The organism is Mesobacillus boroniphilus, assembly GCF_018424685.1.
Lineage (GTDB): Bacteria > Bacillota > Bacilli > Bacillales > Cytobacillaceae > Mesobacillus > Mesobacillus boroniphilus_A.
Window position 1 is genome coordinate 480,761 of sequence record NZ_QTKX01000002.1, and the last position, 14,664, is coordinate 495,424.

General features: G+C 43.3%; 17 protein-coding genes. 16 read left to right on the forward strand and 1 reads right to left on the reverse strand.

Going from position 1 to position 14,664, the window contains the following annotated elements; genetic code table 11:
* The first annotated feature begins 18 nt into the window (after positions 1-18).
* Complete coding sequence (locus tag DYI25_RS15175) at positions 19-1,077, forward strand: glycosyltransferase family 4 protein (RefSeq protein ID WP_213370371.1); 1,059 nt, start codon at positions 19-21, stop codon at positions 1,075-1,077.
* Positions 1,078-1,103: 26 nt separating this feature from the next.
* Here the strand turns inward: DYI25_RS15175 and DYI25_RS15180 are convergent, their stop codons facing one another.
* A complete protein-coding gene (locus DYI25_RS15180; protein ID WP_213370373.1) occupies positions 1,104-1,742 on the reverse strand; it encodes a YigZ family protein in 639 nt (212 codons plus the stop codon).
* Positions 1,743-2,169: 427 nt separating this feature from the next.
* On the opposite strand from DYI25_RS15180, the gene DYI25_RS15185 reads away from it, so the two are divergent.
* The 15 genes from DYI25_RS15185 to DYI25_RS15255 all read left to right on the forward strand — a co-directional run bounded on the left by DYI25_RS15185 (position 2,170) and on the right by DYI25_RS15255 (position 14,440).
* Positions 2,170-3,312 (forward strand): sensor histidine kinase, encoded by a 1,143-nt coding sequence (locus DYI25_RS15185; RefSeq protein ID WP_213370376.1) that lies wholly within the window; start codon positions 2,170-2,172, stop codon positions 3,310-3,312.
* Positions 3,313-3,395: 83 nt separating this feature from the next.
* Complete coding sequence (locus DYI25_RS15190) at positions 3,396-4,079, forward strand: response regulator (protein WP_213370378.1); 684 nt, start codon at positions 3,396-3,398, stop codon at positions 4,077-4,079.
* 319 nt (positions 4,080-4,398) lie between these two features.
* The gene (gene sda, locus DYI25_RS22805) at positions 4,399-4,560 is read left to right on the forward strand and encodes a sporulation histidine kinase inhibitor Sda (RefSeq protein ID WP_213370381.1); all 162 of its coding nucleotides are present in this window, start codon (positions 4,399-4,401) and stop codon (positions 4,558-4,560) included.
* 289 nt (positions 4,561-4,849) lie between these two features.
* Positions 4,850-5,689, forward strand: coding sequence for a DegV family protein (locus tag DYI25_RS15200; RefSeq protein WP_213370383.1), 840 nt, complete (start codon positions 4,850-4,852; stop codon positions 5,687-5,689).
* 259 nt (positions 5,690-5,948) lie between these two features.
* On the forward strand, positions 5,949-7,418 hold the full coding sequence (locus tag DYI25_RS15205) for a DEAD/DEAH box helicase (RefSeq protein WP_249745468.1): 1,470 nt from the start codon (positions 5,949-5,951) through the stop codon (positions 7,416-7,418).
* Positions 7,415-8,122, forward strand: a complete 708-nt coding sequence (locus DYI25_RS15210; RefSeq protein ID WP_213370385.1) for a ComF family protein — start codon at positions 7,415-7,417, stop codon at positions 8,120-8,122. Before DYI25_RS15205 ends, DYI25_RS15210 begins: the two co-directional genes overlap by 4 nt.
* A 28-nt stretch (positions 8,123-8,150) precedes the next feature.
* Entirely contained in the window at positions 8,151-8,552 is a 402-nt protein-coding gene (locus DYI25_RS15215; RefSeq protein WP_213370387.1) for a TIGR03826 family flagellar region protein, read from the forward strand.
* A gap of 102 nt (positions 8,553-8,654) precedes the next feature.
* Entirely contained in the window at positions 8,655-8,918 is a 264-nt protein-coding gene (gene flgM, locus DYI25_RS15220) for a flagellar biosynthesis anti-sigma factor FlgM (protein WP_213370389.1), read from the forward strand.
* Between the two features lie 15 nt (positions 8,919-8,933).
* Positions 8,934-9,398, forward strand: coding sequence for a flagellar protein FlgN (locus tag DYI25_RS15225; RefSeq protein WP_213370391.1), 465 nt, complete (start codon positions 8,934-8,936; stop codon positions 9,396-9,398).
* Positions 9,399-9,422: 24 nt separating this feature from the next.
* Entirely contained in the window at positions 9,423-10,973 is a 1,551-nt protein-coding gene (flgK, locus tag DYI25_RS15230; protein WP_213370393.1) for a flagellar hook-associated protein FlgK, read from the forward strand.
* Between the two features lie 10 nt (positions 10,974-10,983).
* Positions 10,984-11,874, forward strand: coding sequence for a flagellar hook-associated protein FlgL (gene flgL / locus DYI25_RS15235; RefSeq protein WP_213370395.1), 891 nt, complete (start codon positions 10,984-10,986; stop codon positions 11,872-11,874).
* 59 nt (positions 11,875-11,933) lie between these two features.
* Complete coding sequence (locus DYI25_RS15240) at positions 11,934-12,488, forward strand: DUF6470 family protein (RefSeq protein WP_213370398.1); 555 nt, start codon at positions 11,934-11,936, stop codon at positions 12,486-12,488.
* A gap of 14 nt (positions 12,489-12,502) precedes the next feature.
* Positions 12,503-12,952 (forward strand): flagellar assembly protein FliW, encoded by a 450-nt coding sequence (gene fliW, locus DYI25_RS15245; RefSeq protein WP_213370400.1) that lies wholly within the window; start codon positions 12,503-12,505, stop codon positions 12,950-12,952.
* Between the two features lie 5 nt (positions 12,953-12,957).
* Entirely contained in the window at positions 12,958-13,179 is a 222-nt protein-coding gene (gene csrA / locus DYI25_RS15250) for a carbon storage regulator CsrA (RefSeq protein ID WP_213370402.1), read from the forward strand.
* Positions 13,180-13,330: 151 nt separating this feature from the next.
* The gene (locus tag DYI25_RS15255; RefSeq protein WP_213370404.1) at positions 13,331-14,440 is read left to right on the forward strand and encodes a flagellin; all 1,110 of its coding nucleotides are present in this window, start codon (positions 13,331-13,333) and stop codon (positions 14,438-14,440) included.
* The last annotated feature ends 224 nt before the right edge of the window (positions 14,441-14,664 follow it).

Sequence of the window (14,664 nt, forward strand, 5' to 3'; positions counted from 1 at the left end):
GGCATAAGGAGGTTTCAGATGCCATATTTTATCCTTATTTGCTGCTTTTTATTATCATTACTATTAACCCCGATTGTAAAAGCTATCGCATTGAAAATTGGCGCGACTGACAAGCCCAATCATCGAAAGGTCCATGAACGGATAATGCCCCGGCTGGGCGGTCTCGCGATTTTCATCAGCTTTGTGGCAGGCGTTCTCTTAAGTGACCTTAGTCATTCCCATGTATTTTATATACTGCTCGGCAGTTCAATCATCGTATTGACTGGAATTGTCGATGATCTTACTGAGCTGAGTGCTAAAATTAAGCTTATCGGACAGTTGCTGGCTGCTGCTGTCATAATCCTGGGCGGTGGGATGCAAATCGACTTTGTCGCCTTGCCATTTGGAGGAGAGTGGGATTTTACCTATTTAAGCGTACCGGTGACATTCCTTTGGATCATAGGAGTTACTAATTCAATCAACTTGATTGATGGCCTGGATGGCCTGGCTTCAGGGGTTTCATCGATTGCAATTGTCGCAATAACCAGCATGGCCATCATAAAAGGAGATTTCTTTGTATCGGTTTTGGGGCTTATCTTATTAATGAGTACCCTGGGCTTTTTGGTGCATAATTTTCATCCGGCAAAAATCTTCTTGGGAGACACCGGCTCTTTGTTCTTAGGGTTCATTATTTCGGTCCTGTCCTTGCTGGGCTTCAAAAATGTCACGTTCATATCCCTGATTGTACCAGTGATTATCCTGGGAGTGCCGCTTTCGGATACCTTCTTTGCGATTATAAGGCGGATCAGCAATAATAAGCCGCTGACAGCACCAGACAAATATCATTTGCATCATTGTTTACTCCATGTGGGACTTACCCATAGACAGGCAGTACTCTCCATTTACGGAATGGCTGCCATGTTTGCGGCCATAGGGATGATTTTAATGATATCGGATATTAAAGGGACTTATTTCCACGTTATCATACTGCTGGTCATCATCGAACTTTTTGCCGAAAAAATCGGCTGGGTAGGCAAAGAGTTTAAACCAATACTGAGCCTGCTGAAATTCCTCAATCAGCCAATGGCAAAAAAATAGGGACTTCCAAGGAAGTCCCATTGAATTTATAAATGCAATAACGTTTCCAGATAAGTAGTTTCCCCTGAATTAATCACACCCTGACCGTTTGTCAGCTCCGTCATCCATTCAGTGTACTCTTCTGCTTTGGCTTCCTCGACATAAGTCTCAAATTCCACTTTTTCCAGGTAATGTATATCCTTTAACTGATACTGAGATCCGCGAAGTTCATTTTCTACTTTGCCAAGCAAAGTATAATCAATTGTCGTATGCATTACCCGCATTAGTTTTCGTTCAACAATGCCTGTCGCTGAAAGCCCCTCAGATGTAGCTTTTCCATATGCACGAATCAACCCGCCTGCCCCCAGCTTGATGCCGCCAAAAAATCTTGTTACAACAACAACCGTATCTTTTAGTTTTCTCTTTTTAAGTACTTCAAGGATAGGAACACCTGCAGTGCCGCTCGGTTCACCATCATCATTAGCCTTTTGGATTTGATCATTCTCTCCAATCATATAGGCAGAGCAGTTATGGGTTGCATTCCAGTTCTTCTTTTTTATGTCATTAATAAATTGCTGTGCTTGTTCCTCTGTTTCAGCCCTGTCGATATATGCGATGAAACGAGACCTCTGAATTTCGATTTCGTGTTCTCCATACCCTTTTACAGTAAAATAGCTTGGAAGCATGTCTCCTGCTCCTCTCTATTAAAAATTTTCCCAACTGAAAGCAGTCTGCTTCATGTTGATTTCTATTTTCCTAAATCAGTCTTAATGCTACAATTCATATAATCATTATAAGTATCAAGCTGGCTACAAACAACATGTCTTATGATTGTAATATAACTTTAATACAGTAAAAGTGTTTGAATGTTATAATAGTTAGTGGTCTGACAGCCACAAGAAAAAATGGAAATATTATTACAACAAAAGTTTTAATTCTAAATTGGAGGTTTATCTACTAAAATTATAGGATATAAGACTTAGGATATAAAACTTAAACTGTGTCTTTTTAACGATTTTTGCTAGAATTGGCATGATTTTCTTGTTCATTATTAGTAACAAATAACTTTTCACGCTAAAATATCATTAAGTGTCACCCGTGGGGGAGTAATACATGGTGATTAAACAATTCGACAGCAAATCACTTGATCTTATTTTGGAGAAAATGATAGAAACTGTCGGTAACAGCAAAGATGAAATCTTCCGAATCGGAGAAGAATGCAGGAATGACTTTGAATCTATTACTCTTGAGCTGCAGGAGATCAAGCGGAAAGTCGCTCAAATTATCAATGAAGGCGATAAGCTTGACATCCAGGTCAGGTCTGCAAGGAAGCGGCTTTCGGAAGTAAGTAAGCATTTCAAAGATTATACAGAGGCTCAAGTCCGTGAAGCATATGAAGTTGCTCATAAGCTGCAAATGGACCTGACGATGAACCGACAAACAGAAAAACAGCTCCGTGAAAAACGTGACGATTTAGAGCGAAGATTGATTGGGCTAAACGAAACGATTGAGCGGGCAAACCATCTTGTATCCCAAATTTCAGTAGTTATGAACTATATGATGAGTGATATCAGGCAAATGGGTGAAGCGCTAGAAACCGCAAAACAGAAACAAGATTTCGGCCTGAAAATCATCGAAGCCCAGGAAGATGAGCGGAAACGCCTTTCTCGGGAAATTCACGACGGTCCAGCACAAATGCTGGCGAATGTCATGATGCGCTCTGATTTGATTGAGAAGATTTATAAAGAAAGAAGCGCGAACGAAGCAATCAGAGAAATCAGGGATATGAAAAAAATGGTGCGAAGCGCGCTGTATGAGGTCCGAAGAATCATTTATGACTTGAGGCCAATGGCTCTTGACGACTTGGGACTGGTTCCTACCCTCAAAAAATATTTACAGACAATCGAAGAGTATCATAGGACGACAAAAATAGAATTCATTAATGTCGGGAATGATAACCGACTCCCTGCAAAGTATGAAGTTGCGCTGTTCCGGATGATTCAAGAGTCCGTTCAAAACGCGCTCAAGCATGCCGATGCACATGTGATCCAGGTGAAGCTGGAAATTAAACAGGACAATGTCATGGTAGTCGTAAAGGACGACGGCAAAGGTTTTGATATGAGCGATAAGAAACCTGAGTCTTTTGGCATCCTGGGCATCAGAGAACGAGTCGAACTGCTTGAAGGCGAGCTGTCTATCCATTCGAAAATTAGCACAGGGACCCTGGTTATTATCCAAATACCATTGAATCATTAAAAAAGCATTACATCCATTTGCGGCGCTTTAGCCGCCACTGAAGATTAAAAATAGAGATAGAAGCCGTAAGGGAGGCGAATGTTATGACAACAAAGATTGTCATTATTGACGACCATCAACTTTTCAGAGAAGGGGTAAAACGGATCCTGGATTTTGAACCAACATTTGAAGTAGTGGCAGAAGGTGACGACGGCAGCGAAGCTATCTCGTTAGTAGACCAGCACCAGCCAGACGTTGTCATTATGGATATCAATATGCCAAATATAAATGGTGTGGAAGCTACAGCTGAGCTGATTAAAAAATATCCTGAGTCAAAGGTTATCATCTTATCCATCCATGATGATGAAAATTATGTAACGCACGCACTTAGGACAGGAGCGACAGGTTACTTATTGAAAGAAATGGATGCAGATGCATTGATCGAAGCAGTGAAAGTGGTTGCTGAAGGGGGATCATACCTGCACCCGCGGGTAACTCATAACCTTGTAAAAGAATATCGCCGTCTCTCTGCTGATGAGAACGGTTCAGACAAATACATATCTCCAGTTGAAATTCGCCGCCCGCTTCATTTGCTGACCCGCCGCGAATGTGAAGTCCTTCAGCTATTAGCGGATGGAAAGAGCAACAGAGGAATTGGCGAAGCACTATTTATTAGTGAGAAGACAGTCAAGAACCATGTAAGCAATATCCTGCAAAAAATGAACGTAAACGATCGGACCCAGGCAGTAGTCGTCGCTATCAAGAATGGTTGGGTAGAAGTTAGATAAGAGCTGCATTCGCAGTGATTGCTCCTTTTCGAATACATACAGTTATCCGCATTCTTAAAGGTTTCGGGCTCTTTTCGAAGATGCTGCCGTATCGATTATGCGAATATAATCGTAAAAACCCAGAAGCCGGTTTTTACTTTGTGTGTAAAAGCAACAAAGATTACGAAAAGAGCGTAGATAAAACAAAGAAACCACATTTGTCGACACGACGAATGTGGTTTCTTGTCGTTTTATGGTGGAAAAATACGACAAAAACACTGTTGAAGATTTACAAAAACTTAATAAAATTCGATATAATTAGGGAAAATAAAACAAAGGGGTGGTCAAAATATCTTCTCTATGGGAAATCACAGACGAAAAATTGATAGAAGCTTATCAAAAGGCTACTCTACTAAATTTGGATGAAACCTTTATTGAAATGCTGATAGATGAAATTGAAAGCAGAGGAATAGGCAGTTTAATTTGTTCATATGTCTCTTAATTTTGTAACGCCGTGCAATCGATTGCCGGCGTTTTTCTTGTAATAAGACGGGTTTATCGAACGCATCGAAAGTATTTGCGCAATGAGCGAGTTACTGCTAATGTATTGACCCATCAAAGGTTATTTAGGGATTTTAAGCGCCCATCATTTGATCGTTTTTCTCCTTACAAACCATATTTATTAACCCCTTGCTAAAATAGTTTTCCTGAAAGAATGCATTTTACATAAAGTTCATATAAAATGGGATTGTACATACGGTAGAGAAAAACATAAGGATGGTAATATAATAATGAAAACGGCAGTTGTCACGGATAGTACTGCGTACATCCCGAAGGAGTTGCGGGAGAAATGGAATATCCACATGATTCCTTTGAGCGTGATTTTCGATAATGAGACATATAGAGAAGAACTAGATATCAGCGCGGAAGAATTTTATGAAGAAGTGAAACAGCGTGAGCTTCCGACAACGTCAATGCCTCCAATTGGCGAGTTCGTCGAGCTTTTTGAAAAATTAGCCAAGGATTACGATTCGGTCATCAGCATCCATTTGTCCAGCGGAATCAGCGGTACTTACCAGGGTGCGGTGAGCGCAGGCGAGATGGTTGATGGAATAAAGGTATATACCTTTGATTCAGAGGTCAGTGCGATGGTGCAAGGCTTTTATGCATTGGAAGCTGCTGAGTTGGCTGGACAAGGTGTCGATCCTGAAGAAATCATGGAACGGCTCTATCAAATCAAAGAAACATCTACCGCTTACTTCATGGTGGATGATTTAAGTCATCTTCAGCGCGGCGGAAGGTTGTCAAGTGCTCAGGCTCTGATTGGAAGTCTGCTGCAGGTGAAGCCTCTGCTACATTTTGAGGACAAAAAAATTGTCCCGTTTGAAAAGGTTCGCACACGTAAAAAAGCAATGAATCGTGTAGTGGAACTGCTCGCCGAAGACGCGAACAGCGGCGGTGAGTATCGTGCTGTTGTGATTCATGCCAATCGCGAAGCAGAAGCTCTCGAGTGGAAAAGCGAGCTTGAAGCCCAGTACCCGAATGTGGAATTCATGCTCAGCTATTTCGGCCCGGTCATCGGCACGCACCTTGGAGAAGGATCGATGGGCATGGGATGGTACAAGAAATAATACCGGAAGAGTTTTTACATCAATGTTAAGGCGCCAATTCCGTACTTGGAGTTGGCATTTTTCTTTTTATCCACAGAAAGTAGATGTTATCAACAAAACGATCCACTTATCAACAAATAATTTACACTGATTTTAAAGTTATCAACAAACATAAACGCTTACATAAAGTTAAACAACAGATTACCAACAAATTAACCCACATTATACACAGGAAATTTAATTTATCCACAGATTAATCCACAAAAGGTTGTGATTAACATTGAAAGACGGAAAATTCATCCCCATTTACAAAGATGAACAGAAATTCACCAGCGCTAAACACTCACAGATATCCCCGCTATCCACAAATCATTCTTTTCCTTACAATTCAGAACTTCAAAAATTACTAACAGGTAAGCAGCTCTTGCTAGAAGAAGTGCCTTTTCCTCAAAAGGATATCCAGGAGCACTATGATAATGGCTATCTAATATACCGGCAAGGCATCAAGCGTTCACCGCTTTCATGCGCCAGGTGCGGCAATAGAGATGAATCCTGGTTCGGTGAATTCCCCTGTTCCCGTTGTGGAAAAGTAGAACTGTATTGCCGGAAGTGTTTGATGATGGGAAGGGTAAGCGAATGCACTCAACTTGTTAGCTGGGCGGGACCTGAGCGGGAGTTTAATATAGGTAAGGAACCGCATCAATGGGGCGGTCATTTATCAGAAGGACAACAAGTCGCTTCTCAACGTGTTGTCGAAGCAGTCAAAAACAAAGCAGAGCTCCTCGTCTGGGCAGTTACCGGAGCGGGAAAAACGGAGGTTTTATTCGCGGGAATTACGCAGGCTTTATCCACAGGCAAACGGGTTTGCATTGCCACTCCTCGCACAGACGTAGTTCTGGAACTGATGCCCCGCTTGCAAAAAGTCTTCCCGGATATAAAAATTGCTGCTCTCTATGGCGGAAGTGAAGACCGGCATGAATATTCCCAGCTCACCATCGCGACAACCCACCAGCTGCTCCGTTTTTACCAGGCATTCGATGTCGTCATTGTTGATGAAGTAGATGCCTATCCTTATTCAATCGATGAAACCCTCCAATATGCTGTCCGGCAATCGAGGAAACGAGAATCCTCTCTTATTTACTTAACTGCAACCCCAAACAAGCAATGGCAAAAAGAATGCAGTCTCGGAAAAAGAGAATTTATCACGATTCCGGCCCGCTTCCACCGTCACCCGCTGCCTGTCCCGAGATTTGTATGGGCGGGGAACTGGGAGAAGGAGATATTTAAGGGGAAACTTCCTCCTAATATCATTAGGTGGGTGGAGTCAAGGTTAGCCTCCGGGAAACAGGCATTGATTTTCTCACCGAAAAAAGCCGCTATGGAAAAAATCCTCAAGATACTCCGCAAACAGAATCTCCTTATCGAAGCCGTCCATGCTGAAGATCCAAACAGAATAGAAAAGGTCATGAAAATGCGAAACAAAGAAGTCCCCATTTTGCTTACTACGACAATCCTGGAACGCGGTGTAACTTTCCCGTATATTGATGTGGCCGTCATAGGTGCGGAGGACAGTGTTTTTACAGAGAGTGCGCTTGTACAGATAGCTGGACGGGCGGGCAGGAGTGCAGAATACCCAACAGGCGACGTGACATTTTTCCATTATGGTAAAACAGAAGCGATGCTCAGTGCACGCAGGCAGATTGAGATGATGAACAGAGAAGGGGTAATGAAAGGGCTGATTGATGGATGAAAGGTAGTCATTGTCTGTTATGCCATGTAGAGATTGAACCTATACTGTCATGGAGGACTCTTTTTGGGGAAGAAAAAACACCTAGACTCTGCGAGCAGTGCAACGAGAAATTCACACCGATTACAGGTGAGATATGCGAAATCTGCGGGCGGCCATTTGCCTTTTTGGAAGCGGAATTTCGGGAGGGGAATGTATGCCTGGATTGCAAGCGCTGGGAGGAAGACGACTGCTGGAGAGGAAGCCTGGATCAGAACCGGTCGCTGTATCGCTATACTGATTTTACAAAAGAAGTAGTGGCAAGATTTAAATTTCGCGGTGATTATGTTCTTGCTGAAATTTTTGCAGAAGATCTTCAAAAGGCTTTGCAAGCTTTCCAATATGATTACCTTGCGCCGATCCCACTTAGTAACGAACGGCTTTATGAAAGAGGCTTCAATCAGGCAGAAGCTCTTATCAAGTCAGCCGGCTTGGAACCAAGCCACTTGCTCTCGAGAGTTCATACAGAGAAACAGTCAAAAAAATCAAGATCGGAAAGAATCCATATAGAGCAAGTATTTAAAGTGGAGGAGGAGATTGATATCAGAAGTAAAACTATTTTGCTTATTGACGATATATATACTACAGGCTCGACACTGCGCCATGCGGCCAGGCTGTTGAAAGAGACCGGAGCAGCCAAGGTGTATTCTTTCACTTTGGCTCGATAGATGAGATAAAATTAGAGGAGGAAGGACATTGGACCTTTCGAATTGCCCACAATGCGGCGAAATATATGTGAAAAATAAATTCCGCGATGTTTGTGAAAAATGCTGGAGAGAAGAAGAAGCGGCGTACGATACCGTTTCTAAATATATGAGAAAGCGCGAGAATCGGGCAGCGACAATGCTGCAGGTAGTGGAAGCAACGGGAGTTTCGCAAAAACTGATCTTGAAGTTCATAAAAAATGGCAAACTTCAGATCACTCAATTCCCGAACCTGGGTTATCCTTGCGACAAGTGTGGCACGGTAATCCGTACTGGCAGACTTTGCGATGACTGTGCGAATGATATCAGAGATGATTTAAAACATTTAGAACGTGAAGAAGAATTTAAACAAAAGTTAAACAGTCACAAGGCGACATATTTCTCAAAGGATTAATAAGTCTAAAGTCTTTATTTTACATTACTACTAAAGATAACGGGGAAATATCCGATAAGAAAGATATAGAATCCTCAACTTAATGAAAGCGAGGGATAATGAATGAAGATCAATAATTTTAACACCAATCGAATCAACCCATATAACAACCAAATGAATAAAGTTGATGAACTAAAGAAGGCTGAAAAACCAGTTGATAAGGTAGAGATTTCTTCAACTGCGAAGGCCATGCAGCAGATTTCTGAAGTAGAACAGCTGCGCCAGAAGAAGGTTGAAGAGCTGAAAGTCCAGGTGGAGAATGGCACATATAAGCTTAATCCGGAGGATATTGCAAAAAGCATCGCTGATTTTTATTTGAAAAAATAATGGCGGGGGAAAACAATGGGCATCAATCTATTAATCGAGAGCCTGGAGAAGCTTCTGAAGCTGCACAAAAGCCTGCTTGAATTGGCGCTTAAGAAAACAGGGGTGTTGGAGGCAGAAGACATCCAGGCTCTTACCCAGCTTTTAAAAGAAGAGCAGGCACATATCCTGGCAATTGAAAAAATTGAAGCGGAACGGAGCAAGGCGGTTGCAGCTTTTTCTTCAACAAAACGCACGCTGGGCGAACTGCTGGATGAGCTTCCGCCAGAGAAGCAGGAGATTGTCATCAGGATCAGTGAAGAACTTAGGAATGTGATTGCGAGAATCCAGAAGCAGAATGAATTGAATCAGGGATTGATTTCACAATCGTTAAAATTCATCTCTTTTTCGAGGAGTCTCGTAGAACCGCCGCAGGATGATTATAACTATGGACCGAACGAGACGGGCATTCCGGGAAAAAGCCTGTTCAGTTCCAAAGCGTAAATTTCACACTGGAGGAAGTCTTACATGCGTTCGACCTTTATGGGATTAGAAACAGCAAGGCGCGGGATGTTCACACAGCAGACCGCTTTACATACGACAGGACATAATATCGCCAATGCAAATACACCTGGCTACACAAGGCAGCGGGTTAATTTTGCCCAGACTGAACCCTATCCGGCAGCGGCATTCAATCGCCCGAACCTGCCAGGACAAACCGGCACTGGAGTTAAAGCTGATGCAGTGCAGCGGATCCGTGAAGGCTTCCTTGATATCCAGTACCGCGGCGAGACGAATAAGCTGGGCTACTCTTCAACAAAAGCTGAAGCGTATTCCAAGCTGGAACAGATCATGAACGAACCGTCGGAGTCTGGCCTGGCAAATACGATGGACCAGTTCTGGCAATCATTGCAGGATCTTGCGGTCAATCCGAATAATGAGGGCGCAAGGTCGGTTGTCCGCCAGCGTGGTATTGCCGTTGCAGAGACATTCAATTATTTGCATAATTCGCTAGTGGCAGTGCAGAAGGATATCGGCAATGAAATCAATGTGACCGTTGATAAAATCAACTCCATAGTCAGCCAAATCCATGGCTTGAATGAGCAAATCGGCGACATCGAGCCGCATGGCTATTTGCCAAATGACCTGTATGATGAACGGGATCGGTTGATTGATGAACTCTCTTCCCTTGTTAATGTAAAAGTGGATTATGCAGCAAGCGGCGGGAATGCCCATTCGGGAGCTGAAGGGAAAGCGGTCATCAAGCTTGTCGGCGATGATGGCAAGCAGCATGCCGTGCTTGTTGGGGCGGCAGGCTACAACAAAATCAGCGTGAATAAAGATGGCGTTGAAGGTTCTGTTAAAACGATTTCTGTTGGCAGCACGAACCTGAATTTCACAGACATGAAATCAAGCGGAAGGCTGCAAGCGCTTGTTGAGTCATATGCGTATGAAAAAGATGGCGAGGCGACTGCGGTTTATGCAGATATGCTGGAAGAGCTTGATAACCTGGCATACACGTTCGCGACTGAATTCAACGCAGTTCATAAATCAGGCTTGAGCCCGAATGAAATCAAGAATAAAAAAGCAGAGGAAATTAACTTTTTTGCTGATTCACAGACCGGTGGAGTTACTGAACGAAAAGGCTTTGCCGGACGGATGATGCTAGATGGTAACATCCTCGATAGCCTGGACAATATCGCATCGGCAACAGGCGATGACCCGCTTCTGGCGACACTTGGAGATGGCACGAATGTGCTCAACCTCGCGAATGTCCTGAATAAGCAATTTGATTACAATGGCAGCTCGGAGTTATCAGATTTCCGGAACTATTATGAAGGAGTCATCGGCAAGATGGCCGTCGAGTCACAGGAAGCCAACCGGATGACGATGAATAATCAGGCGCTCCAGCAGGCAGTCGAAACGAAGCGTCAGTCTGTAAGTTCGGTTTCCCTCGATGAGGAAATGACGAATATGATCCAGTTCCAGCATGCCTATAATGCATCAGCGCGGATGATCACACTCCAGGATGAAATGCTGGATAAAATCATCAATGGCATGGGAACAGTCGGAAGGTAAGGTGAAATAAATGCGGATCACACAATCGATGCTCGCCTCCAACTCGCTTAAGCATCTAAGCGAGAGCTACCGGAGGATGGGGAAATACGAGGACCAGTTATCCACTGGCAAAAAAATAACAAAGCCTTCCGATGATCCAGTCGTCGCGATGAAGGGCATGACATACCGCTCAAACTTAAAGGAAGTTGAACAGTACAAACGCAATCTGTCAGAGCTATACCTCTGGATGGACAACTCAGAGGCAGGAATCGACCAGGCAAACAGCGCGCTGCAGCGTGTACGCGAGCTGACGATCCAGGGAATGAACGATTCCTATAGTCAGGAAGACCGCCAGGCTATAGCCCGGGAAGTTGAACAGCTGAAGCAGAGTCTTGTGGCAACTGCGAATACCCAGGTGAGCGGCAGATATATTTTTCATGGTACGGACGTCATGAACCCGCCAGTTCCGCAGGAAAACCCTGTACAGGTTGCCGCTAACATAGCAGATGAGGATATAAACAACTATAAAGTTGAAGTTTCCCGCGGCGTTTTCATGAAGGCGAACGTGAATCCGGCGAATGTTTTCAATCAGGAGATGTTTGATACGGTTCAAGCGATTCAAGATGAGCTCGGAACTGCCAATCCGCAAAGGATGGACGAGCTGTTGAAGGATCTTGATAAAGTCATGAACACATTGTCTGCAGAACGCTCAGAGCTTGGCGCGCGCTATAACCGCCTCGAAATGGTTGAAACCCGACTTGGAGAGCAGGAAGTCATGGCAACGAAGATCCTGTCCGACAATGAAGATGCCGATATCGAGCGGGTCATCATGGACCTGAAATCGCAGGAAAGCGTACACCGCGCAGCATTAAGCGTAGGTGCACGGATCATCCAGCCGACATTGATGGATTTCTTAAGATAAATTTAGAGCCTTATCAAGCTATTTGATAAGGCTTTTCTTATATTGGGAAGGGGAAGCCTATGAATATACCTCAACTTAGGATGGAATCTACTTTTGCTAGAATCGGAATAGAAACACAGTCAGCCAGATTGGAAATCCAGCAGCCGCAAGCATATATGAGCATCGAACAGCCAAAGGCGGAAATGATGGTGGACCGAAGACCGTCAAAGCTGACGATTGATCAGTCGAGAGCTTTTGCAGATGCTAATCTGAAAAGCGTTTTTCGAATGACAGAAGAAAATGCCCAGGCAGGATATCAGGCAGCAATGAATGCCATCGCCACCATGGCCCAGGAAGGTGATGAGCTGATGATGATCGAACATGGTTTCTCAGCACTCCGAAGCCAGGCCGAGCGAAACAGCCTGCCTCCGCAGGCAGATTTCAATATTGGCTGGATTCCATCACATAACAGTGTCAAAATAAATTATGACCCGGGTGATTTGAACATCCGATGGAACACGCAACCTGTTAAAATTGACGTAAGACCAAATAAGCCAATTATAGATTACTATCCGGGCAAAACAGATATCTACCTGCAGCAGAAAAATTCACTCAGGATCGATTTTGAAGCTTAAAAGGAGACTTTGAAATGAGACTTAATACAAAATACCATAATGAAGTTGAGATAAAAGAAGAAGAAATTTTACATTTTGAAAAGGGGATTCCGGGGTTTCCAGAGGAAACTAAATTTGTCGTCTTGCCGCTGTCCGAAGACGGATCATTTTCAGTTATGCAATCCGTAGCTACTTCTGAACTAGCATTCGTCATTGCCAGTCCGTTTGGGTTTTTTCGGAGCTATGATTTCAAACTGGAAGATTCAGTGGTGGAAGAGATTGAGTTGAAATCCGAGAATGATGTCGTCGTCTATTCCATCCTGACCGTCGAAGATCCTTTTGATAAAACAACTGCAAACCTTCAGGCGCCAGTCATCATCAATAAAGCAAACAACAAAGCAAAGCAGGTCATTCTCATAGAAGAAGGCTATAAAACAAAGCACAGCCTGTTCGGCAAAACAGAGCTGCACAAGGTAAAGGGGTGAGATGAATGCTCGTACTGACACGCAAAAACGGCGAAACCATCAAAATCGGCGATGACATCGAAATCACCATCGTCTCATCCAAAAACGACCAGGTCAAAATCGGCATCAAAGCACCCAAAACCATCGAAATTTTGAGAAAAGAAGTCTACGAACAAATCCAGGAAGAAAACCAGCAGGCATCAAAAGACATTTCAGGTTTACTAGTGAATCTAAAGTCCCGAAAATAATTTATATTTTTTTCTCAAAACTATTAAACAAACAAAAACTCCAGACGATAAATAAATTGTAAGGGAAAATAAGGGCGGCCGCCTTATCGACCCTGACCAAATTAACAGGTTCACAAGGATGTGAACCATACATTCAAGGAGGAAAATTATAATGAGAATTAATCACAATATCGCGGCTCTTAATACACATCGCATGCTAAACTCAGCTACAGGCGCGCAAGCTAAATCAATGGAGAAGCTAGCATCTGGCCTTCGTATCAACCGTGCAGGGGATGATGCTGCTGGTCTAGCTATTTCTGAAAAGATGCGCGGACAAGTTCGTGGGTTAGAACAAGCTTCTCGTAACTCACAAGATGCAATCTCATTAATTCAGACTGCTGAAGGTGCTCTAAACGAAACTCATTCTATTCTTCAGCGTATGCGTGAACTATCAGTTCAATCTGCCAACGGTACAAATACAGATGAAGATAGAGATGCACTCAACAAAGAGGTAGTTGAATTAAAGAGTGAGATTGACAGAATTTCTAGTCAAACAGAGTTCAATACTCAAAAATTAATTGATGGTACTTTTGGTACTCAGGTAGACCAGGATACTACTTCATCAACAATACTTGCAGTTGCTGGTGTTACCGGCGCAAATACAAATGGTGGTGTAGATGCAGGTACTTGGACCATTACTGCTGGTGATGGAGTGGCTGTACCGACAGGAGCTTTTTCAATTTCAGATGGTACTACTACTCTAGTATCTCAGGTTTGGACTGATGGAGATGCTGGTACTTTAACATTTGGTAATGGCGAAATTACTGTTTCGCTTAACAATGCAGCTTTAGGTGCAGACTTAGACGCAACAGCTATTGTAATCTCCGGATCAGGTAATACATTCCAAATTGGTGCTAACGAAAACCAGACACTAGCGTTATCAATTGGAGATATGAGTACTAAAGGGTTAAGTGTTGATGGAGTGGATATCTCTACATCAACAGGTGCCCAAAGTGCTATTACTAGTATTGACACAGCAATCAAATCTGTTTCTGATGAGCGCGCCAAACTAGGTGCTAACCAGAACCGTTTAGAACATACTATTAACAACCTAAGCACATCATCTGAAAACCTAACAGCTGCTGAATCTCGTATCAGAGATGTTGATATGGCAAAGGAAATGATGGAGCAAACTAAGAATTCTATTCTTTCTCAAGCAGCACAAGCAATGTTGGCTCAATCAAATCAGATGCCTCAGGGAGTTTTACAACTTCTGAGATAATGATAAGGGCGTCTTATCTGGTAACGGATAAGATCATCACTGGGTGAATTGCTGGGACTTCCTAAAGCTTCATCAACCACAGCGTAGCTGGAAACAGCAGGCGTGAAGGTTTGAAAATGGTGAAGATACAATAATGGATAATCAGCAGCCGAGCTCCTGTCTCGAAAGAGTGGAGAAGGTTCAACGACTAGGGAATACGGTCTAAGGTGAAGGCTATGGCTATG